This is a genomic window from Trinickia sp. EG282A (genome assembly GCF_040965455.1).
Taxonomy (GTDB): domain Bacteria; phylum Pseudomonadota; class Gammaproteobacteria; order Burkholderiales; family Burkholderiaceae; genus Trinickia; species Trinickia symbiotica.
The window spans coordinates 619,949-642,498 of the sequence record NZ_JBFRCC010000003.1 but is presented as its reverse complement, the minus strand read 5'-3'; the positions used below and the strand labels follow the sequence as shown (position 1 = coordinate 642,498).

At 64.4% G+C, this 22,550-nt stretch carries 17 protein-coding genes; 10 read left to right on the top strand and 7 right to left on the bottom strand.

Features of this window, described 5'->3' with window-relative positions; translation table 11 throughout:
* The first annotated feature begins 94 nt into the window (after positions 1-94).
* From AB4Y31_RS17415 to AB4Y31_RS17395, 5 genes are all read left to right on the top strand, one after another.
* Positions 95-178, top strand: coding sequence for a potassium-transporting ATPase subunit F (locus AB4Y31_RS17415; protein WP_368675321.1), 84 nt, complete (start codon positions 95-97; stop codon positions 176-178).
* Complete coding sequence (kdpA, locus tag AB4Y31_RS17410) at positions 178-1,986, top strand: potassium-transporting ATPase subunit KdpA (RefSeq protein ID WP_368675320.1); 1,809 nt, start codon at positions 178-180, stop codon at positions 1,984-1,986. The genes AB4Y31_RS17415 and kdpA overlap by 1 nt, the downstream gene beginning before the upstream one ends.
* An 84-nt stretch (positions 1,987-2,070) precedes the next feature.
* Entirely contained in the window at positions 2,071-4,182 is a 2,112-nt protein-coding gene (gene kdpB / locus AB4Y31_RS17405) for a potassium-transporting ATPase subunit KdpB (RefSeq protein ID WP_368675319.1), read from the top strand.
* 20 nt (positions 4,183-4,202) lie between these two features.
* Entirely contained in the window at positions 4,203-4,784 is a 582-nt protein-coding gene (gene kdpC / locus AB4Y31_RS17400; protein ID WP_368674976.1) for a potassium-transporting ATPase subunit KdpC, read from the top strand.
* Positions 4,785-4,887: 103 nt separating this feature from the next.
* Positions 4,888-7,779: a DUF4118 domain-containing protein gene (locus AB4Y31_RS17395; protein WP_368674975.1), complete on the top strand. Its 2,892-nt coding sequence runs from the start codon at positions 4,888-4,890 to the stop codon at positions 7,777-7,779.
* Here AB4Y31_RS17395 and AB4Y31_RS17390 read toward each other — a convergent pair.
* The 3 genes from AB4Y31_RS17390 to AB4Y31_RS17380 form a co-directional block, all read right to left on the bottom strand.
* Positions 7,737-7,964: a hypothetical protein gene (locus AB4Y31_RS17390; protein WP_026229323.1), complete on the bottom strand. Its 228-nt coding sequence runs from the start codon at positions 7,962-7,964 to the stop codon at positions 7,737-7,739. The two genes, AB4Y31_RS17395 and AB4Y31_RS17390, sit on opposite strands and share 43 nt — an antisense overlap.
* A gap of 277 nt (positions 7,965-8,241) precedes the next feature.
* Positions 8,242-9,051, bottom strand: a complete 810-nt coding sequence (gene eutC / locus AB4Y31_RS17385; RefSeq protein WP_368674974.1) for an ethanolamine ammonia-lyase subunit EutC — start codon at positions 9,049-9,051, stop codon at positions 8,242-8,244.
* Between the two features lie 25 nt (positions 9,052-9,076).
* Positions 9,077-10,468, bottom strand: coding sequence for an ethanolamine ammonia-lyase subunit EutB (locus AB4Y31_RS17380; protein WP_368674973.1), 1,392 nt, complete (start codon positions 10,466-10,468; stop codon positions 9,077-9,079).
* Positions 10,469-10,751: 283 nt separating this feature from the next.
* Here AB4Y31_RS17380 and AB4Y31_RS17375 point away from each other — a divergent pair, with 283 nt between their 5' ends.
* Both AB4Y31_RS17375 and AB4Y31_RS17370 read left to right on the top strand, forming a co-directional pair.
* Positions 10,752-11,195, top strand: coding sequence for a VOC family protein (locus AB4Y31_RS17375; RefSeq protein ID WP_368674972.1), 444 nt, complete (start codon positions 10,752-10,754; stop codon positions 11,193-11,195).
* Between the two features lie 339 nt (positions 11,196-11,534).
* Positions 11,535-12,308: an alpha/beta fold hydrolase gene (locus AB4Y31_RS17370; RefSeq protein WP_368674971.1), complete on the top strand. Its 774-nt coding sequence runs from the start codon at positions 11,535-11,537 to the stop codon at positions 12,306-12,308.
* 20 nt (positions 12,309-12,328) lie between these two features.
* Here AB4Y31_RS17370 and AB4Y31_RS17365 read toward each other — a convergent pair whose 3' ends face one another.
* The 3 genes from AB4Y31_RS17365 to AB4Y31_RS17355 are packed head-to-tail and all read right to left on the bottom strand — an operon-like array spanning position 12,329 to position 15,347.
* Complete coding sequence (locus AB4Y31_RS17365; protein ID WP_368674970.1) at positions 12,329-12,520, bottom strand: hypothetical protein; 192 nt, start codon at positions 12,518-12,520, stop codon at positions 12,329-12,331.
* A 54-nt stretch (positions 12,521-12,574) separates the two neighbouring features.
* Complete coding sequence (gene cydB, locus AB4Y31_RS17360; RefSeq protein ID WP_368674969.1) at positions 12,575-13,711, bottom strand: cytochrome d ubiquinol oxidase subunit II; 1,137 nt, start codon at positions 13,709-13,711, stop codon at positions 12,575-12,577.
* A 1-nt stretch (position 13,712) separates the two neighbouring features.
* Complete coding sequence (locus AB4Y31_RS17355) at positions 13,713-15,347, bottom strand: cytochrome ubiquinol oxidase subunit I (protein WP_368674968.1); 1,635 nt, start codon at positions 15,345-15,347, stop codon at positions 13,713-13,715.
* 437 nt (positions 15,348-15,784) lie between these two features.
* On the opposite strand from AB4Y31_RS17355, the gene cydD reads away from it, so the two are divergent.
* Together cydD and cydC are read left to right on the top strand one after the other, a co-directional pair.
* On the top strand, positions 15,785-17,569 hold the full coding sequence (gene cydD, locus AB4Y31_RS17350; RefSeq protein WP_368674967.1) for a thiol reductant ABC exporter subunit CydD: 1,785 nt from the start codon (positions 15,785-15,787) through the stop codon (positions 17,567-17,569).
* A complete protein-coding gene (gene cydC / locus AB4Y31_RS17345; protein ID WP_368674966.1) occupies positions 17,566-19,353 on the top strand; it encodes a thiol reductant ABC exporter subunit CydC in 1,788 nt (595 codons plus the stop codon). Before cydD ends, cydC begins: the two co-directional genes overlap by 4 nt.
* A 52-nt stretch (positions 19,354-19,405) precedes the next feature.
* Here cydC and AB4Y31_RS17340 read toward each other — a convergent pair whose 3' ends face one another.
* Complete coding sequence (locus AB4Y31_RS17340) at positions 19,406-21,199, bottom strand: diguanylate cyclase (RefSeq protein WP_368674965.1); 1,794 nt, start codon at positions 21,197-21,199, stop codon at positions 19,406-19,408.
* Positions 21,200-21,542: 343 nt separating this feature from the next.
* Here AB4Y31_RS17340 and AB4Y31_RS17335 point away from each other — a divergent pair, with 343 nt between their 5' ends.
* Positions 21,543-22,475, top strand: a complete 933-nt coding sequence (locus AB4Y31_RS17335; RefSeq protein WP_368674964.1) for a substrate-binding periplasmic protein — start codon at positions 21,543-21,545, stop codon at positions 22,473-22,475.
* Positions 22,476-22,550: the final 75 nt, after the last annotated feature.

Here is a 22,550-nt window from a genome sequence, read left to right as displayed (position 1 = left end):
GCGCCGCCGTCTTCTGCGGGCTCTTCGTTGGATTGGCCGCCGGGTGCGAGAAACTGCGCGGCCGTGCACCGGGAGGTCGTCCGTGATCGCGTGGATGATGTGGCTCGCAGCAGCCTCGACCCTCCTATTGCTCACGTACCTCGTGTACGCGTTGTTGCGTGCGGAGGACCTTGAATGATGAGCGCCAACGACTTTTTTCAGACAGCGCTGTTCATTGTCGTCCTGATCGCGATCGCCGTTCCGCTTGGCCGCTATATGACGGCTGTGCTGGACGGCTCGTCGGTCGTCGTCCGCAAGATCGGCAGACCGGTCGAGCATTTGATTTACCGACTCGCCGGCATCGACGAGCAGGCGGAAATGTCCTGGAAGACCTATGCGGTCGCCACGCTGCTTTTCAACGCGCTCGGGATATTGATCGTCTATGGCTTTCTTCGTCTGCAGCAGTGGCTGCCGGCGAACCCGCAGGGCTTGGGGCCGATGACGCCCGATGCGGCTTTCAATACGGCGGTCAGCTTCGTGACGAACACGAACTGGCAGGACTATACGCCCGAATCGACGGTCAGCTATCTGACGCAAATGGTCGCCCTGACGGTGCAGAACTTTCTCTCGGCCGCCACGGGTATTGCCGTCGTCGTCGCGCTGATCCGTGGTTTCGCGCGTCACACCGCAACGACGATCGGCAACTTCTGGGTCGATCTGACGCGCATCACGCTCTACATCCTCGCGCCGCTCTCAATCGTTCTCGCGGTGTTTTTCATCGGCCAGGGCGTGATCCAGAATTTCAAGTCGTACGAGGACGTCCCGACGCTGCAAGTCACGACCTACCAGGTGCCAAAGACGGATACACAAGGCAATCCGATCAAGGACGCGAAGGGCAACGCGGTTATGCAGGACGTGAAGGCCGACAAACAGACGATTGCCATGGGGCCGGTCGCCTCGCAAGAAGCGATCAAGATGCTCGGCACGAACGGTGGCGGGTTCTTCAACGCGAACTCGGCGCATCCGTATGAGAACCCGACGCCGCTTACCAACTTCGTGCAGATCCTCGCGATGCTCGCTATTCCCGCCGCGCTGTGTGTCGTGTTCGGCCGGATGGTCGGCGATCATCGTCAGGGCTACGCCGTGCTTGCGGCCATGACGATCGCCTTCGCCGTCGCATGCTGGGGCGAAATCTCGGCCGAGCAGTCGGGCAATCGGTCGTTCGACGCACTGCACGTCGACCAAACGGCTTCGGCGCTGCAAGCGGGCGGCAACGCCGAAGGCAAGGAAGTGCGGTTCGGCATCGCGCAGTCGGGCATCTTCACCGTGGCGACGACGGCGGCTTCGTGCGGTGCCGTCGACAATACGCACGATTCACTGACGCCGATGGGCGGCTTCGTGCCTCTCTTGCTCATTCAGCTTGGGGAGGTCATCTACGGCGGGGTCGGCTCGGGCCTTTACGGCATGCTCGTCTTCGCGTTGCTGGCGGTTTTCGTCGCGGGGTTGATGATCGGGCGCACGCCCGAATACGTCGGCAAGAAGATCGAGTCCTTCGAGATGAAGATGGTGTCGATTGCGATTCTCGTCACGCCGTTCCTCGTGCTCGTCGGGGCCTCGATCGGCGTGCTTTCGCCGCTCGGCACGGCGGGCATCGCGAATCCGGGGCCGCACGGATTCACGGAAATTCTCTACGCGTTCAGCTCGGCGGCCAACAACAACGGCAGCGCGTTTGCGGGGCTCTCCGTCAATACGCCGTTCTATAACGTGCTGCTCGCGATTGCGATGTGGTTCGGCCGCTTCTCGACTATCGTGCCCGTCCTCGCGATCGCGGGCGCGCTGGCGAACAAGAAGCGGATCGCCGTGACAGCAGGCACGCTGCCGACGCACGGGCCGCTCTTCGTCGTATTGCTCCTGGGTACGCTCGTACTCGTCGGCGCGTTGACCTATGTGCCGGCGCTTGCACTGGGCCCCGTCGTCGAACATTTGCAGATGATCTCGGGTCATTGATTTCGAGGAACTATGTCCAACATCAATCAAACGCCTGCCCATCGTTCCGACAATCTCGGGCAGGCACGGACCGCGGCACGCTCGATGTTCGATCCGGCGCTCGTGAAACCCGCGATCGTCGATTCGTTCAAGAAGCTCGCGCCACGTACGCAATTGCGCAACCCGGTGATGTTCTGCGTCTATGTCGGCAGCATCCTCACGACGATACTTTGGGTCGCGGCGCTGGCAGGCGAGGCCGAAGCACCCGCCGGGTTCATCGTCGCCGTCGCGCTATGGCTCTGGTTTACGGTGCTGTTCGCGAACTTCGCCGAAGCGTTGGCGGAAGGCCGCTCGAAGGCGCAGGCCGCTTCGCTCAGGAGTGCGAAGCATAACGTCATGGCCAAAAAGCTCGGTGAGCCGCACCCGAAGGCGCCGGTGCGCATCATCGCGTCGACGGATCTGCTCAAAGGCGACGTCGTGCTCGTCGAAACCGGCGATACCATTCCGGCCGACGGCGAGGTGATCGAGGGCGTCGCGTCGGTCGACGAGTCCGCGATCACGGGCGAATCGGCGCCCGTGATCCGCGAGTCGGGTGGAGACTTTTCGTCGGTGACGGGTGGCACCCGCGTACTGTCCGACTGGATCGTGGTGCGCGTATCCGTCAATCCCGGCGAGGCGTTCCTCGATCGGATGATCGCCATGGTCGAAGGCGCGAAGCGTCAGAAAACGCCGAACGAAATTGCGCTGACGATTCTGCTCGTCGCGCTCACGCTCGTATTGCTTTTCGCGACTGCGACGTTGTTGCCGTTTTCGATGTTCTCAGTGGCTGCGGCAAAGATGGGGCACGTGGTCTCGATCACGGCGCTCGTCGCCTTGCTCGTCTGCCTGATCCCGACGACGATCGGCGGTCTGTTGTCGGCCATCGGCGTGGCCGGCATGAGCCGGATGATGCAGGCGAACGTGATCGCCACGTCGGGTCGCGCGGTCGAGGCGGCCGGCGACGTGGACGTGCTGCTGCTCGACAAGACCGGCACGATCACGCTCGGCAACCGGCAGGCGTCGGCGTTCGTGCCCGCGCCAGGCGTGACGGAGGAAGCCCTCGCGAGCGCCGCGCAGCTTGCGTCGCTGGCGGACGAGACGCCCGAAGGCCGCAGCATCGTCGTGCTTGCCAAGCAGCGCTTCAATATTCGCGAGCGCGGCATGGCCTCACTCCATGCGCAGTTTCTCGGCTTTACCGCACAAACACGCATGAGCGGCGTCGACTTGTCCCCGAAGGGAGATCCCTCGGGTGCATCCCCGGAGGCAGCGCATGAAATCCGAAAAGGTGCCGCCGATGCGGTGCGTCGGTATGTCGAAGAAAGCGGCGGCCGCTTCCCGCAGGAAGTGCAAAAAGCGGTCGACGACGTCGCCCGCCGCGGCAGCACGCCGCTCGTCGTGGCCGAGAAGATCGGCGCGCAGGGCGCCGATCCGGGCGGCGCGCGCGTGCTCGGGGTCGTCGAGTTGAAGGACATCGTGAAGGGCGGCATCAAGGAGCGCTTCGCGGAGTTGCGCAAGATGGGGATCAAGACGGTGATGGTGACGGGCGACAACCGGCTGACGGCGGCGGCGATCGCGGCCGAAGCCGGCGTCGACGATTTCCTCGCCGAGGCCACGCCCGAGGCGAAGCTGACGACGATTCGTTCACATCAGGCCGAGGGACGGCTTGTCGCGATGACGGGCGACGGCACGAACGATGCGCCGGCGCTCGCGCAGGCCGACGTGGCGGTCGCGATGAACACCGGCACGCAAGCCGCGAAGGAAGCGGGGAACATGGTCGATCTCGATTCCAATCCGACGAAGCTCATCGAGATCGTCGAGATCGGCAAGCAGATGCTGATGACGCGCGGCTCGCTGACGACCTTTTCGATCGCCAACGATGTCGCCAAGTATTTTGCGATCATCCCCGCGGCATTCGCGACCACTTACCCGCAACTGCGCGTGCTCGACGTCATGCACCTTACGTCGCCGGCATCGGCGATTCTCTCGGCGGTCATCTTCAACGCGGTCATCATCGTATTCCTGATTCCGCTCGCGCTGAAGGGCGTTTCGTACCGTCCGCTCGGAGCAGCCGCGCTACTGCGTCGCAATCTCCTGATCTATGGCCTCGGCGGTCTTGTCCTGCCGTTTCCATTCATCAAGCTGATCGACATGGGGCTCGCCGCGATGGGTTGGGCCTGACTTCCTGGACTTGAACGACCATGAAAAATCTATTGCGACCCATGCTGGTCCTCTTTGCCGCGATGACGGTGATGACGGGCATCGTCTACCCGGTCGTCGTCACCGCGATCGGTCATGCCGTGTTTCCGCGGCAGGCGAACGGCAGCATCATCGAGAAAGACGGCAAGCCCGTCGGCTCGGAGCTGATCGGCCAGCAGTTCGATGCGCCGTATTATTTCTGGGGCCGGCTGTCGGCCACGACGCCGAATCCGTACAATGCGCAGAACTCGGGCGGCTCGAACCTGGGGCCAACGAATCCTGCGCTGGTTGATGAAGTGAAAGGCCGGATCCAGGCACTGCACGACGCCGATCCGACGAATACAGCGCCGGTGCCCGTCGACCTCGTGACATCGTCGGGTAGCGGCCTCGATCCTGATATTTCGCCGGCCGCCGCCGCTTATCAGGCGGCTCGCGTCGCGAAGGCGCGTGGCCTGCCACGCGAGCAAGTCGACGAGCTGATCGCGCGAAATACCTCGGGGCGCCAGCTCGGTCTGCTCGGCGAACCGCGCGTGAAGCTGCTTGAACTGAATCTGGCGCTCGACGCGATCAGACCGATGCATTGAACTGAGCAGTAAGGGCCGGGAAACCAAAGCAGGTCTGCGATGCAAAACATGGATGGATACCTGCCGTTGACTCGGCTCCATCGAATCGAGGGGCGGCTTACGTATGGAACGACCTGATCCCGACGCGCTGCTCGACAAGCTCCAGCGGGAAGAAGAGAAGCAGCGCCGCGGTCGGCTGAAGATCTTTTTCGGGGCGTCGGCCGGCGTCGGCAAGACATTCGCCATGCTGCAGGCGGCGCGGCGACGCAAGGAAGAGGGCGTCGACGTGGTCGTCGGGGTGGCCGAGACACACGGTCGCAAAGAGACGCTCGAATTGCTCGAGGGCCTGGAGATCGTCGCGCCGGCCAAGCTCGAGTATCGCGGCCGGCTGCTCGCCGAGTTCGACCTCGATGCCGCGCTGGCCCGAAAGCCCGGACTGATCCTCATCGACGAGCTCGCGCACTCGAACGTCCACGGCTCGCGCCATCTGAAACGCTGGCAAGACGTGCATGAGCTGCTCGATGCCGGGATCGACGTCTATACGACCGTCAACGTCCAGCACCTCGAGAGTCTGAACGACGTCGTGGGCCAGATCACCGGCATTCGCGTATGGGAGACGGTGCCGGACCGCGTGTTCGATCTGGCCGACGAAGTCACGCTCGTGGACCTCCCCGCCGAGGAACTACTGGATCGGCTTCGCGAGGGCAAAGTCTATCTGCCGCATCAGGCAGAGAACGCGGTTCGCAACTTTTTCCGCAAAGGCAATCTCATCGCATTGCGCGAACTCGCGTTGCGACGCACGGCCGATCGCGTCGATGCGCAAATGCGCGAGTACCGCGCCGATCAGTCGATCGAGCGGATCTGGCAGGCACGCGAGCGAATCATCGTGTGCGTCGGCGCCGGGCCGGAAAGCGGCACGGTCGTGCGCGCCGCGGCGCGGCTGGCGGCGAGCCAGAAGGCCGATTGGCTGGCGGTGTACGTGGAGACGCCGAAACTACAGCGGCTGCCCGACGCGATGCGCAAGCGAACGCTCGACGCGCTGAAGCTTGCGTCGGAACTCGGTGCCGAGGCGGTGACGCTTCAAGGCGAGGACGAGACGCAGACCTTGATCGCCTACGCGCGGATGCGCAACGTGTCGAAGCTCGTCGTCGGCGCGTCGGCTTCGTGGGGCCTGCATGCGCGGCTGCGGCGATCGACGGCCGAACGCCTGATCCGCGCGGCCCGCGATATCGACGTGACGCTCGTCAACACCGGCACGGTGCGTGACGAAGCGGCGCGTCGAGAGTCGGCAGCCCGCTTCGCGGGACTCGGTCTGGACCGCGGGCGTTCGAAGCCGACCGCGTATCTGTCTGCGATCGGCCTCTGCGCGGCGATCACGGTGCTCGCGAGCTTCACGCTCGACCGGATCTCGCTCGCGAATCTCGTGATGCTTTATCTGCTCGGCACGATCTTCACGGCTGCGCGTCTCGGCCGAGGGCCCGGCGTGTTGTTTTCATTTCTGGGCGTGGCGTCGTTCGACTTCTTTTTCGTGCCGCCGCGCATGTCGTTCACGGTCTCCGATACGCAGTATTTGCTGACGTTCGCGGTCATGCTCGTCACCTCGCTGACGATCAGCAATCTGACGGCGAGCCTGCGCAGGCAGGCGCGCGTTGCGACGATGCGCGAGCGCCGCACGGGCGCGATGTTCGCGATGACGCGCGAGCTCGGCGCCGCGCTCACGACGGCGCAGATCATCGAGATCGGGTCGCGCCATGTCGCGGAGGTTTTTCAGGCGCGCGTCGCGATCTTGCTGCCGGACAGCGGCGAGCAAGTCCGTCAGAAGATCGACAACCCCGACCCCGCCCTCGCGCTCGGCGAATCGGAGCTCGACAACGACATCGCGCAGTGGGTCTACGACCAGCAAAAGCCGGCCGGTTGCGGCACGGATACTCTGCCGGCCGCAACGGCGCTGTATCTACCGTTGAAGGCCCCCATGCGTACGCGTGGTGTCATTGCGCTCGTGTCGCCGCGCATGGAAGAGCTTCAGGTGCCCGAGCAGCGCACGATGATCGATACGTTCGCGGCGCAGATCGCGCTGGCGCTCGAGCGTGTTCACTACGTCGAGATCGCGCAGGACGCGCTCGTCAGTATGGAGTCCGAACGATTGCGCAACTCGCTGCTGTCCGCGATTTCGCACGATCTGCGCACGCCGCTGACGGCGATCGTCGGCTTCGCATCGATGCTCGCCGAAGCGCCGGGCCGGGCCGAAGCCCGCACGCAGAGCGGTGAAGAGCTGGCCGAAGCGATCCACGACGAAGCGCTGCGCATGACCGGGCTCGTCACCAATCTGCTCGATATGGCGCGCCTGCAGGAAGGCAGCATGCGGCTCAATCGTCAGTGGTCGTCGATCGAGGAAGTGGTCGGCGCCGCGCTGGCCGGATGTCGTCGCATGCTTGCGGGCCGAAGCATCGAAGCGCAAGTGCCCGCTGATTTGCCGCTCGTGCGGCTCGACGCGGTGCTCGTCGAAAGACTCTTCGCGAATCTCTTCGAGAACGCGTCGAAGTACACGCCGCCCGATTCGCCCATCGTCGTCGCCGCGGCCGTGGCGTACGAAGGGGGGCGGCGCTTCGTGAAACTGGACATTCTGGACAGCGGACCTGGGTTACCGGCCGGCATGGAGGCGCGTGTATTCGAAAAATTCACGCGTGGCGAAAAAGAATCGGCGAAGCCCGGAATCGGCCTCGGCCTTGCCATCTGCCGCGCGATCGTCGAAGCGCACGGCGGCAGGATTGGGGCGGCCAACAGGACGACCGCCGACGGCACGGTTCGTGGAGCGACGTTTTGGTTCACCTTGCCGGCCGATGAGACGCCGCCCGAGACGCCGCCGATCGACGCGGACGCTGCCGAGCAGGAGGCCCCGGCGGCGGCCCGCGAGCGCCCGGCGAGCGGGCAAGCACAACTTGCCCCGCCTGCCGGAACTCAGGCGCTGCCGCCTTACGCGGCGAAGAAGACGAACGGCAAAATCGAAACGAGGTAGATGACGAGGCCCGTGACGGCCATGCCGGCTACGATCGCCATCGCGGCAATCGCCGCGCCGATGAGGACGAGCGCCACGAGCTTTTGTCTTCGAGCGTGCCGTCGATCGAAGTCATGCAGGGGGAGCGGCGGGTCGACTTGCTCTTCGTCGCCTGCCGCGTGCTTCCATATTGTGATGCGAAGCATGACGTTCTCCACGGAACGACCGACGCTCGTAAACTGGACGTAATCATTGGCGAATAGCGGAGGTCGGCGCTGCTTACGCAAGTCCCGTGCCGAGCGCTTCCACACGCGCATCGAACGGGCCGCGCCGCCGCCGTACATCGTTCGCGCGGCTTGCGAGGCGCAGTGAGACAGCGCTGAGATAGCCGCCTACCAGTTTAGGTCAGCGCGTGGCCGCTTCATAGCAGTGCGTTGCGCACCTGCGCGGACCGTTCCACTGAGCGTACCCGGCGCGACGGCTTTACGCGGATTGATCGCGCGAATGCGCAGGGGTGGCATCGGCGATTGCTTGCGCGCTTGGCGTCGTTGGCTCCAGCGCATGGCTGTCGTCTTTGAGAGCAACGCCTGTGAGCCCCAAGCGCCGCGCTTGCATGAGCAAGTAATGGAGTTTGTGGGCGGCGCTATCGTATGCGAGCCCTTCGGGCCGCACGTTCGAAATGCAGTTGCGCTCGGCGTCGGTGCGGCCGATCCGCGGCTCGTAGGTGAGGTAAATACCGAGGCTGTCCGGCGAGCTGAGCCCGGGCCGCTCGCCGATGAGCATCACGACGAAGCGTGCACCCAGGATTTGTCCTATCTCGTCGCCGAGCGCGACGCGCGCCTGCCGCGCGACGACGATCGGCGCAAGTCGCCAGTCGTCGAGTTTCGGGCGCAGCGCGGTCAGCAACGTAACCGCATGCCTCGACGCAGCAAGTGCCGAGAGACCATCGGCGATGACGAAGACAATGTCGGGCGTGCCCGAGGCGCTGCGCGCGAGTCGATCGCGGCTCTCGTCCGACAAGCGGCGCCCGAGGTCGGGCCGCCTCAGGTAGTGCTCACGATCGATGGCGGCGCTATGCACGTCGAGCGATACGAAGCCTTGCTCACGTAGCCGCTCGTGCAGCGCCTCGGCATCGAGCGGCTGATGCACGGCATCGCGCGCCTGCGCGTGCGCCAGATTGAACGCAAGCAGCGGCTCGGTGGGGAGGCTCACGCCGGCGCGGCCGAGCGCGATGCGTGCCTGCGTGTATCGCCGCAGCGCCTGCCAGGGATTTTTCTCCAGGAATTCGCTCATAGGCCTCTCTTCTCGTGCACCGCGGCTATCGATCCACCCATTCGCGCACGCCCTCGATGAGCGGTTGACTGCCCGCGACCGGAAGCAGCGCGCCGTCGCCGTCGGCGATTTGCATCGATCGCAGCCACGCCTCGAATTCGGGCGCGCGGCGCAGTCCCAGCACTTCGCGGACATAGAGGGCGTCGTGAAACGAAGTGCTCTGGTAGTTGAGCATGACATCGTCGGCACCCGGCACCCCCATGATGAAGTTGACGCCGGCCACGCCGAGCAGGGTCAGCAGATTGTCCATGTCGTCCTGATCGCTCTCCGCATGGTTCGTATAGCAGATATCGCAACCCATCGGCACACCGAGCAGCTTTCCGCAAAAGTGGTCCTCGAGGCCCGCTCGTATGATTTGCTTGCCGTCATAGAGGTATTCGGGCCCGATGAAGCCGACGACGGTGTTGGTCAAGAGGGGCTTGAACCGGCGGGCGACAGCGTAGGCGCGTGCTTCGCAGGTCTGCTGATCGACGCCGTGGTGCGCGTTGGCGGACAGGGCGCTGCCTTGACCTGTTTCAAAGTACATCACGTTGTCGCCGATGGTGCCGCGCTTGAGCGAGAGTGCCGCGTCGCGTGCCTCGTCGAGCAGCGCGAGCGAAACACCGAAGCTCGCGTTGGCTTGCTCGGTGCCCGCGATCGATTGGAAGACGAGATCGACGGGCGCGCCTTTTTCGATTGCCGCAATCGTATTGGTCACATGCGTGAGCACGCACGACTGCGTCGGGACATCGTAGCGGCGGCGGAATTCATCGATCATGGCGAGCAGCGTCGTGATGGCCTGCGGGCTGTCCGTCGCGGGGTTGATGCCGATCACCGCATCGCCGCAGCCGTAGAGAAGCCCGTCCAGCATCGAGGCGGCGATGCCTTTTACGTCGTCGGTCGGGTGATTGGGTTGCAGGCGTACCGATAACCGGCCCGGCAGCCCGATCGTGTTACGAAAGCGTGTGACGACGGGCCGCTTGCGCGCGACGACGATGAGATCCTGATTGCGCATCAGTTTCGAAACGGCCGCGACCATTTCCGGGGTGAGGCCGTCGGTCACACGGACGAGCGAGTCGGTATCGGTCGTGCTCGAGAGCAGCCAATTGCGGAAGTCGCCGACGCTCAGGTGCGCGATTTCCGCAAACGCCTGCGCGTCGTGCGAATCGATGATGAGGCGCGTGACTTCGTCGCTTTCGTAAGGAACGACGGGCTCGTCGAGAAAGGCACGCAATGGCACCTGAGCGAGCGCCATTTTGGCGGCGACTCGCTCCTCCTCGCTCGCGGCGGCGACGCCCGCGAGCTGGTCGCCCGAGCGCGGCGGGCTCGCCTTGGCAAGCAGCGTCTTCAGGTCGGCGAACCGATAGGTGCGGGCGCCGATCGTCTCGGTACAGTTCATTCGGACTCCTGTCCGCCCGCCGAGGGGGCTCTAGGGACTCACTCTTCGAGTAGCGCGTCGACCGATGCAAGCTGTTGCCGACCGCGCGTCATGACGAAACGGTGGAACGCCTGCGTCGGGAACAACCCGGTTTGCCAACTCGATAGTACGACGCCATAAATCGGACGTGTTATCGGAAATCGGCATATTTGAGGCGGACTCGCGAGCATCGGAGCAGACCTCAATCGCGCGGTCTCCGGCACGCTCGGTGATATAAAGAAAGAGCCATCGTCACGGAGAAATCATGAGCAACGCTGCCATGCGGCTCGACGGAGTTCATCACATCGCCATTATTTGTTCGGACTACGAGCGATCGCGGCGGTTCTACACCGATATCTTGGGCTTTCCCGCGATGCGCGAGACGTGGCGTGCGGAGCGGCGCTCCTGGAAGCTCGACCTCGCCGTCGGCGATCATTGCCAGCTCGAATTGTTTTCGTTTCCCGACGCGCCGCCGCGGCCTTCATACCCGGAGGCGAGGGGCCTACGCCACTTGGCGTTCAGCACCGACAACATCGATCGGTGCGTCGACTGGCTCACCGAAAACGGGGTCATGGTCGAGCCCGTCCGGCTCGACGAGCTGACCGGTCAACGCTTTGTGTTTTTCAGCGATCCCGACGGATTGCCAATCGAGCTCTACGAGGAAGCCGTCGGCGGCTGCGCCGGCGGCGAACCGGGCTCAGCGGGCTGACCGGGGGCGGGCTCCGGCGTGCCGATATCGGGTACATCCTCCGGCTTGCCGGGCGTCGGAGGATTCGGAATCGTTGGCTGATCGGGGATAGGCGGATCAGATGACATCTGGCCTCCTGCGTGCGTGACGCCGCATACGCACCGGCGACATGCGGGCATTGTCGATATCGGGCGAGCATCGTCCGTTCCCGGCGGGTACGCGAAGTGTGCGTCGCTGTACGTATCGATCGCAAGCCCAGGCCCCAACCGCCGCAATCCATCGTCAGTACTGCGAATCATGGCTCACGCCGATGCCGTTGTCGGATTCCACAGCGAATGGGCGAGGGTAGGCGCGCTTCGCATGCATGCCGTCGCGGCGCCAGGCCCTCAGCGGCTCAAGGGTCTGCCGTTCGTCCTCGTGCACGGGCTAGGCCTCTCGCACGAGTACATGATGCCGACGGCGGAGTGTCTCGCGCGCAGGTTCGAGGTCTTTGTCCCCGATTTGCCCGGCTTCGGCGAAAGCGAGCATCCGGATCGCGTGCTCGACATCGGCGAGATGGCCGACGCGCTCGTCGCCTGGATGGATGTGACGGGGCTCGTGCGCGCCGCGTTGCTCGGCAACTCGCAGGGATGCCAGGTCATCATCGATCTCGCCGCGCGCTATCCAGAGCGCATCGCGGCGGGCGTCCTGCAAGGGCCCACCACCCCGCCCGAAGAGCGTTCATGGCTACGCCAGTTCATTCGTTGGCGACAGAACGCTCCGTACAATCCGCCCGAACTCGAGACGATCAGCCACGAGTCGTATCGCAAAAGCGGCTACCTGCGAATCCTGCGCACGTTCCAATATGCGCTCGACGATGCGCTCGAAACGAAGTGCCAACGCATTCGTGTGCCGATGCTCGTGGTGCGCGGACAGCACGATCCGATCTGCCATGAATCGTGGGCTGAAGACCTGGCCGCGCGCTTTCCGGCCGGCCGAATCGTGCTGATCCCGCGCCAGGCGCATACGATCGTCTATACCGGGCCGGCCGCGCTCGCGTCAGTGGCGGCTCAATTCATCGAGGAATGCATGGAGCCTGGACCCGGCCCCGAGCTGCAGGCGCGAAGGCGAGACGGTGCGGCGAGCGGCTCATGATCGCATCGCGCCCGAGCAGCCTAGCTCGCGCTGGCCCGTTCTTTCTCCTGCGTATCGAGCAGCACGCCGCCCGCCGCGGCGGCGAGCACGATCATGATCGTCCCGACGACCCAGGAGAAGTACCAGGCCCCGTAGTCCCCGACCACTACGCCGGCGACAATGGCGACGACAGCGGCCGCCATCAACATCACGAAATGAATAAATGTCTTCATTGAGCACTCCTAAATAAATATCGATTTGTCGGTGTATCGATTTGTCGGTGCGAATCAATAGGCATGTGGGTCCGAGGCGACGTGCCCGGCCTTGACCTTGCCGCGCATGACGTAGAAAGCCCAGCTCGTGTAGGCGAGAATCGCCGGCATGAAGACGCCGGCCCAGCCCGCCATCCAGATCAGCGTCGTGCGGCTCGACACGGCGTTCCAGATCGTCAGGCTCTGAGACGGGTTGCTCGACGACGGCATCAGGAACGGGAACATGCTCGCGCCGACCGAGCCGATCACGCCGATCCATGCGAGTGCGCCGGACCACCAGGCGAGCGTCGACCGATTGGCGCGCACCATCAGGAAGCCGAACATCATCGCGCTGAAGCCGAGCGCCGGCACGAGCCAAAGGATGGGCGCGTGGCGATAGTGATCGAGCCAGGCGCCCGCCGCGAGCTGCACGGTTTGTTGCAGCGGCGTTTGCGCGGCGCCGGGCGCCGGCGCTTGCGAGAGCTGGTAACCGGATAGCTGACTGACCCAGACGCCGCCGATCGCGAACAGCACGAGCGCGACGACGATCGCGATGCTCGCGGCGCGGCGTGCGCGCTGCTGCAAGGCGCCGGGTTCCGAGCGGCCGATGAGCATCACGCCGCCCATGTAGATCGACAGCGACAGTGCCAAGAGGCCGCAGAGGATCGCGAACGGATTCAGCAGGCTCAGGAAAGTTCCGGTGTAGAACGAGGTGAGATCCCAATCGAAGTGGAACGGCACGCCGAGCAACATGTTGCCGATTGCCGCGCCGTAGACGAACATAGGCACGACGCCGCTCACGACGAGCGTCCAATCCCAGACATTGCGCCATGTTGCGTCAGGGAGCTTGCTGCGGAATTCAAAGCCCAGCGGACGAACGATCATCGTCCAGAGCAACAACAGCATCACGACGTAAAGCCCCGAGAAAGCGGTGGCATAAAGCAGCGGAAACGCGGCGAAGACGGCACCGCCTCCGAGGACGAACCAGACCTGGTTGCCGTCCCAATGCGGCGCGATCGTGTTGATCGCGACGCGGCGCTCGGTATCGGTGCGGCCCACGAAACGCAACAGCGCGCCGACGCCCATGTCCATGCCGACCATCGTCGCGAGGCCCATCAGCAAGACGCCGAGCAGTGCCCACCAGATCAGCTTGAAGACGAGATACAGTTCCATTTCACTGCTCCTTGCGCAGGGAGACGAGCGCGGCGTGCGCGGTGACGAGCTCGCCCGAGAGCGCGGGAACCGGGCGGCGGGGCTTTTCGTCGGCATGGCCGCCGCGATCGCCGTGGTCTTCGGGACCTTGCCGGATTGCTCGGACCATCAGGTAAATTTCGACGACTGCGAAGATCGAATAGATCAGCACGAAGCCGACTAGCGAAAACACCAGATATTCGACGCTGTGCGTCGACGCCGACATCCAGGTCGGCAGCACGCCGAAGACCGTCCACGGCTGGCGACCAACTTCGGCGGTCAACCATCCCGCCTCGCAGGCGATGAACGGGACCGGAATCATCCAAGGCGCGAGCTTGAGAAACGTACGCTGTCGATCGACATCGCCGCGCAGCGAGAGGATCACGGAGATGACGAAGTACGCGAGCATCAGCAGGCCGCAGCCCACCATGATGCGGAAGACCCAGAAGATCACGAGGACGTTGGGGATTGCATCCTTCGATGCCTTCACGATGTCGGCCTCGGTCGCCTTCGAGACATCCTGGCCGGCCGCGTAACGCTTGACGAGAAAGCCGTAGCCGAGATCGGACTTGTGCGCTTCGAACTGCGCGAGCGCGGCCGCGTTCGTCGGATCGGCGCTGAGCACCTTCAATGCCTCGACGGCGGGAATCCCGTTGCGAATGCGCTTTACCGCATCAACCTCGATTCGATCGATGCCGGGTACGGTCTTGTCGAACGTATGGGTCAGAAGCGGAGTGAGCACATACGGGATCTGGATGCTCCAGGTGTTGCGCTGTTCTTTTTGATTCGGCCATGCGGCGACCGTAAACGGCGCGGGCGCCTTCTCGGTTTGCCACATGGCTTCCATCGCGGCGAGCTTCGACGGTTGAGCATGTCCCCCGACGAAGCCGAGTGCATCGCCGAGCGTAATGACGCCCGCCACCGAAAGCACGCCAAAGAGACTCGCGATGCGAAACGAACGCCTGGCGAGATCCATGTGGCGGCCGCGCAGCATGTAATAGGCGCTCACTGCCGTCACGAAGACGGCGGCCGTCACATAGCCCGCGATGCTCGTATGAACGAACTTCGTCTGCGCGTCCTCGCTGAAGAACAGCGCGCCGAAGCTCGTCAGCTCCAGGCGCATCGTCACCGGATTGAAGACGGCGCCGTTCGGATTCTGCATGAAGCTGTTGCCGACGAGGATCCAGAGCGCGGACAGATTGGAGCCGAGCGCGACGAGGTAGGTGACGATCAGATGCTTGCCCTTCGAGAGACGCTCCCAGCCGAACGCCATCAATCCGACGAAGGTGGACTCCATGAAGAACGCCATCAGGCCTTCAATCGCGAGCGGTGCGCCGAACACGTCACCGACGAAGCGCGAATAAAACGACCAGTTGGTGCCGAACTCGAACTCCATCGTGAGGCCGGTCGCGACACCGAGTGCGAAATTGATCAGGAAGAGCCGGCTCCAGAACTGCGTCATGTCGCGGTAGATCTTCCGGCCGGTGATGACGTAGACGGTCTCCATGACCGCGAGCAGAAACGACAGACCGAGTGTCAGCGGGACGAATAGAAAGTGGTATAGCGCTGTGACGGCGAACTGCAGCCGCGACAGTTCCACCACGGTGTCGCTAATCATTTGATGGGTGCTCCAATGCAAGCCGTTGTCGAAACGTGCGGATGGCGGGCGGCGGTCGTTTAAGGACAGCGATGGACGGTATCGCGGGCCGTCGCCGCCTGCGCCGAGGCGAACTTCTCCGATCGGCGTGGAAGCTCGAATGCGGGGGAGAGCCAACGTTGAGAATTCTAGTTAAGCGAGCGACGAATCATTGCGGCATACCGTCGCAACGAGATGGGCCAGGTTGTCGCAGGCCGCTGGAATCGCGAGGCTTTTTGTCGCGGCTTGCCACCCGTGCGACGAATTGCGCAGTCCGCGCGGCACGCGGTTCTGCTAACTTGCGGGCTGACCGCGGTCATCGGCAGGTCGGCTGGTATCAACCGCTCTCTCGCCTCTCTCAGCGAGAAGGACGCACGCGAAAAGCCGACAGTTTCCTTCGACGTCAGCTTCGCTTCACTATGAGCCCAAGCTTTACCTCCCAGCAAAAGAAGACCCTCGATGCGTGGCTCAGGCAACTCGCCGTGCGCATCCGTTCGCCGCTGAGGCTTTCTGTCGCGGCCGGATTCGTCGCTGGCCTGCTCGTCGTTGCGCAAGCCGCGTTGTTATCGTGGAGCGTGGAGAAAGTGGTCGTCGGCGGTGCGTCTCTCACGCAGGTGTGGCCCGTGTTGGCCGCCATGCTGCCGCTGATTGCGCTGCGTTTCGTTGCCATGCAGGCGGCGGAGCGTTTCGCTTTCGCCGGCGCCGCGACGATTCGCATACAGCTGCGCGGCGAGCTCCTGCGCAAGATTCACGCGCTCGGTCCGGCATGGCTGCAGCGCGAGTCGAGCGGCGCGCTGTCGAGCCATCTCGTCGGCGGCATCGAGGCCCTCGAAGGCTACTACGCGCGCTGGCTGCCGAACCGGGCGCTGACGGCGCTGCTGCCGCTCGCGGTGCTCGTCGTCGTTTTTCCCGTCGATTGGGTTTCGGGGCTCGTGCTCGTGCTGACCGCTCCGCTCATTCCCGTTTTCATGATCCTGCTCGGCAAGGATGCGGTGGCGGCGAACCAGCGCCAATGGCGCAGGCTCGCGCGGCTCAGCGCACGGTTTCTCGATGCGCTTTCGGGCATGACGACGCTGCGGCTCTTCAATGCCGGCCGCCGCGAGGCCGAAGTCGTCGCGCGCGTGTCGGAGGCCTATCGGCAAAGTACGATGTCGGTACTGCGCATCGCCTTCCTTTCATCGGTGGCGCTCGAGTTTCTTTCGACCGTCAGCATCGCGATCGTAGCCGTCCTCATCGGCTTCAATCTGCTTTACGGAAAGATGCATTTTCAGCCGGCGTTCTTCGTTCTGCTGCTCGCCCCCGAGTTCTATTTGCCGTTGCGCACGCTGGGTACGCACTATCACGCGCGCATGGAAGCGATCGGCGCGGCCGAGCGGATCGCGGAGATTCTCGCGATACCGGAGCCGCAACGTCGCGAGGCCACGCAGAACTTGAAAGCGGCACGCGGCTATCGCATTCGCTTCGAATCCGTTTCGTTTTCATACGGTAATGGCCGGCCAGCGCTGAACGGTCTCGACTTCACGGCGGAGTCCGGCAGCATGACGGCGCTCGTCGGCGCGAGCGGTGCGGGCAAGAGCACGGCCTTGAGCCTGTTGCTCGGCTTTGCGCACGCTGACAAGGGGCACATCTGGATCAACGACCAACGGCTCGAAGTCCTCGACGAAGCAAGCTGGCTAGCCAATGTGGCCTGGGTTCCGCAGCGCGCGCACGTCTTCGTCGGCAGTGTGCTCGACAACCTGCTGATCGCGCGCCCTGACGCCACCATGGCCATGGTGCGCGAAGCGGCTGCGCTGGCGGGCGCCGATGCGTTCATCGCGGCGCTTGCGCGCGGTTACGACACGCCGCTCGGCGAGCGCGGAGCGGGGTTGTCGGGCGGGCAGGTCCAACGCCTCGCGCTCGCGCGCGCGTTTCTGAAAGACGCGCCCGTCGTATTGCTCGACGAGCCTACCGCCCACCTCGATGCGCGCAATCAGGCCCAGATTCACGAGGTCTTGCGCCGCCTCGCGCATGGGCGCACGGTGCTCGTCGTCGCGCATCGTCTCGCGACGGCACGGCTCGCCGACAAGATCGTCGTGCTCGAAGCCGGGCGCGCCGTCGAAGCGGGCGCGCATGAAGCGCTGTTGGCCCGGCAGGGGGCCTATGCGCGACTCGTTCGTGCACATACGGCTGATCCTATCGGTGCAGAGTTCGCGACTTGCCTATGAACGACATGGGTGACAAGGATTTGCCACGCGATGCCGCGGCATGGCCGGAAAGCGACGGGAACGACGCGCGGACCGATCTCGCGCGCCTCTTCATGTTGTTTCGCCCCTACTGGCGCTGGATGGCCCTCGGGGCGGGTCTGTCGCTCGCCACGCTGCTCGCGAACGTCGCCTTGATGGCGATCGCCGGTTGGTTCATCGCTTCGATGGCGCTGGCGGGGCTGACGCATGCGGCGTTCGACTACTTCACGCCGGCCGCGGCGATCCGCGCCTGCGCGATCGTCCGAACAGCGGGCCGCTATGTCGAGCGGCTCGTCACGCACGAGGCCACGCTACGTCTGCTCGCCCAGCTGCGGGTCTGGTTCTTCGTGCGCATCGAGCCGCTTGCCCCGGCCCGACTGTCCGATCTGCGTGGCGCCGATCTTCTCGGCCGCATTCAGGCCGATATCGACAGTCTCAACCACGTTTATCTGCGCGTCTTCGTACCGGTGTTCGTGGCGGCGCTCGGCTCGCTCGTGATCGTGGCGGCGGCGGCAGTGGTCAATGCGTCCGCTGCTGCCGTGCTGCTCGTTTTTCTGATTCTTGCCGGTGTTGCACTGCCGGCGCTGATCTTCGCGCGCGCGAGCGGCCCGTCGCGCGCGGTCGTCGCGCTGCGTGCGCGAATGCGCGAGACGATCGTCGATAGTCTGCAGGGGCTTGGCGAACTGCGCGTCTATGGGGGCCGTCCTCTCTATGCCGAGCGCGTGGATCGCTTGTCCGAGCGTTTGGCGACGGCGCAAGGCGACGTGAGCAGGCTCAACGGCTTCTCGCAAGGCGTCCTCGCCGCATCGGCATCGCTCGCGATGGGGGGCACGTTGCTGCTGACGATTCCGCGCGTGAGCGACGGAACGATGCCGGGTGCCGATCTCGTCATGCTTGCGCTGTGGATGCTGGCGAGCTTCGAGGCCGTAACGCCCTTGCCGCTTGCCATGCAGGTGCTGGGCGAAAGCCTCGCGGCCGCGCGCCGTATCTTCGCGCTCGTCGATGCGAAGCCGGCCGTCGCGGATCCCGCGCACGCTGCTGCCTTGCCGGCGGGCAGCGATCTGTCGTTCCGCAACGTGCGGATGCGCTACGGCGAAGACGCACCATGGGCGCTCGACGACATTTCGTTCGATCTGCCGGCGCGCCGCCGTATTGCCGTGGTCGGCGAGAGCGGAGCCGGCAAGAGCAGCGTCGCGAACGTGCTGCTGCGATTCCACGGTTATCAGGGAGGCAGCATCCGCTTGGGCGGCGCGGAGCTGCGCGAGTGCGCGGGTCATGAAATACGCGCGCGCATCGCCGTCGTTGCTCAGGACACCTATCTTTTCAACGCGACGATTCGCGACAATCTTCTGGTCGCCCGGCCCGATGCGGATCAGGCGATGCTCGAAGCGGCTTGCCGCAGTGCTCAACTGCACGATTTCATCGCGGCGCTTCCAGAGGGCTACGACACGGAAGTGGGTGAGGCCGGCGCGCGACTCTCGGGCGGCCAGGCGAGGCGCCTCGCCATTGCCCGCGCATTGCTGACGGACGCAGCGATCCTCGTGCTAGACGAGCCCACCGAGGGGCTTGATGCCGTGACGGAGCGCGCGCTGCTAGCCGCGGTCATCAAGCTGATGGAGGGGCGCAGCGTGCTTCTGATCACGCATCGGCTCTGCGGGCTGACCGAGTTGGTCGACGAAGTGCTCGTGATGGAGGGGGGGCGCATCGTCGAGCGGGGCGCGCCGGCTGTGCTGCTCGCCGGCGAGCGATCGCTTCTTCCGCATTGATCGCGCTCTCGCGCCGCCGTTCTCCGAGCGGGTCCGCTGCCGGCCCGAGACCTCACGCATTGGGCGGCGGGGCTTCGAGCGCATCGGCCGCGCGCATTGGTTGCGCCACGACGCGATTGCGGCCGGCCAGTTTTGCCTCATAGAGCATGCCGTCCGCCTGCTTCAGCAGGTGCGCGACATCGGCGCCGTCCTTCGGCTGCGCAAAGGCAATGCCGAAGCTTGCGGTCATGCGGAAGCTCGTGCCGGAATCGGTCGGGAGCGCGATGCGGGCGATGTCCTCGCGCAAGCGCTCGGCGGCATCCCGTGCGTCGCTACAGGTGCGCACGCGAGTGATGACGGCGAACTCTTCGCCGCCGATGCGCGCGACGATTTCCGAGCGATCGAAATGCCGGCGGCTCGCGCGCGCCACGAGACGCAGCGCTTCGTCGCCCACCGCGTGGCCGTGGGTGTCGTTGATCCGCTTGAAGTGGTCGATGTCGAACATGATGAGCGCGATCCACGTTGCATCGGTCCGCGGTTCGCCGCAAAGCGCTCGCGCCTGCTTTTCGAAAGCGCGACGGTTGAGGAGGCGCGTGAGCGAATCGGTCTCGGCCATGAGCGCGAGTTCCTGCATCAGGCGGACCCGTTCCGCTTCGAGCCGCGAGCGCTCGACGCTCGTGACCTTCAGCACCTGGATGGCGTCGAACATTTCCCGGACTTCGCCGTGCACGGACGGCACCACGACCTCCTTCGTGAGATCGCCGCTGGCGATCGCGCGAATGGCCGTCGTGGCTTGGGCGAACGGACTGACTACCTCGCGGCGCAACTTGCGCACGATCCAGCCGAGTACGGCAAGTAGCGCGAATTCGCCGATGCCGGTCGCGGCGAAGGCCCACAGGCTCAACGCGCGGTTGCGTCGCAATTCTTCCTGCGCAGCATCGAGGACTGCATCGCGAAACGCAACGATCGAGCTCATGTCCGGGACGTAGTGCTCCGCGAACGCGGCGGTCGTGATCTCCGCGCCGCCAGGCCGGCTCGCCAGCGCTTCGATCGTTCGGAAGTAGGTCACGCCCTCGCCGAAATACCGGATATGCATCGTATTGAAGGCTTGCGTCGCGAGATCGGGGTGGTCCGCCATGCGCAAATCCAGCATGGTCTGCAATTGGTCGATCCGCCCGCGCGTGTGCTCGATCGTGAGCTTCTCGTCGAGCGTCAAAGGCCGACGCATGGCCAGCGCGCCCGTCAGATGCGAGCCGAGACGTCCTGCCTGCTCCCGCAGCTCGGCCGTGAGCCTTGCCATGATCAGACAATTGAGCGCGCCCGAGTCGCCGCGAGCGACGGTCGTCGATTCCGACAGCAGCAAAGGCGCGATGCCGTCGACGACGGCGAACATCTGCCGCACGGCCGCTTGCACGGCGTCGTCCTGGCGAAGCGCGCGAGGCTGGCGGGCGAGACGGTCGACGTTGGCGCGCGCCTGTGCGAGCTGTGCTTTCCATTTCGTCACCATCGTCAGCGCGGCGGCGCACTGACGGCATTCGATGGGCTCGAGCGTGGCGGTCAACTCGGCGATCGACTCGTCGCTGGCGAGGCGTGCACGCGAAAGGGCGACCGCCTGGGGGGCGGGTGTGGGCGCATCCTCTCCGAGCACGGCGTTCATCGGGCCCCGCTCGGCCGACACTTTTTCCATGACGACGAACGTCGCGCGCAGCGATACGAAACTGTTTTCGGATCTGTCCGCCACGACGAATGCCGACCATGCGTGCGCAAGCAGCCAATAGCAAAGCGCGAGGATCGGCACGAGCGCCAGTGCGATCACGACGTTGAAGCGGCGCCCCATCGGCATCCGCGCCAGCAAGGTATTTAGCATGATGAATCCGGCATGGGCGGCCCGGGGGAAGCGCGAGAGGGTGTTGCGCGAATCCACCGCGGCGCGCGCCTCATGCCGTCGGCTGTTGTCGCGTTCTCGCGCTCGGGGCCGCTTCTGCCGGTCTTATCGGCCATTGGCGCCGGATCTTTAGGACAACCAAGCTTTTTCCATTCTGGATTAGGGAATTCCTTACAGCCGAACGGGGCGCGTTATGGCATTTTCCTATCCGCATCGCGGACGTTTCTTGCGATGCATCGTCCCGCGGCCCCGCTCGCGGCCATGGAGTTCACGCAGGGACGCGTTTTCCGCCGGCTCTACCGGCCGCCCGATTTTGAATTGCCTCATGCATATCACCCGAGTCGTCCGTCATCGTTGCGCCGCCGGCGTTCGACCGAGCGGGGCATGCCGCCGGCATGCCTGGCTCGCGCTGATCGTTTCACTGCTGGTGATGGCGTCGCCACCCGCGTTCGCGGAGCACTTCAGGATCGTCTACCCGCGCGCGTCGAACCGCGTGGACGGGAGAGCCGAGTTCGTCAAGGCCCTCATTCAGCTCGCGATGAGCGAGACGCATTCGGATTGCACGATCGAACCCTCGCGCGATGTCATGGAGCGGTCCCGCGCGCTGCGAGAACTCGCCGAGGGCAAGACCGTCAATCTCCATTGGGCGAGCATGTCGGCGAGCGACGAGGCGAACTTGCGACCGATTCGCATTCCGTTGTATCGCGGCCTGATCGGATTGCGCGTCTTCATCATACGAAAGGACCGTCAGCCCGAGTTCGATCGTATCGACGATCTCGATCAGCTCAAGACGTTGACGGCTGGACAGGGCTTCAGCTGGGTGGATGTCGGCATTCTCAAAAACGCGGGCCTCAAGGTCGAGACGTCGACCTACGACTTGCTCTTCAACATGACGGAAGCGGGACGGGTCGACTATTTCCCTCGCGGGCTCGTCGAGGCCGACGCCGAGGTGGCCGACCGGCGCGCAGCCGACCCGGACCTCGTCGTCGAAGACCATCTGCTCCTCGCTTACCGCTCCGACTTCATCTTCTATACGAACAAACAGAACGAGCGCCTTGCCGAGACGCTCGAAAAAGGGCTCGCGGCCGCCTACGAGGACGGCTCGTACATGCGGCTCTTCAACAGCGACCCCTATGTCCAAAACGCGCTTGCTGTGACGGAGCCCGCGCGGCGCAAAATCATCTGGCTCCCAAATCCGTATCTCTCCGCCGCCGATCGGCAAATCCCCGACAAGTACTGGATGTCGTTCAGCGAATGAGTGCGCGGGGAATGCGGGTAAGGATTTTCTGACGCGATATTCATCGTTTTGCGCGGCCGTTTGACAGAATTTCCT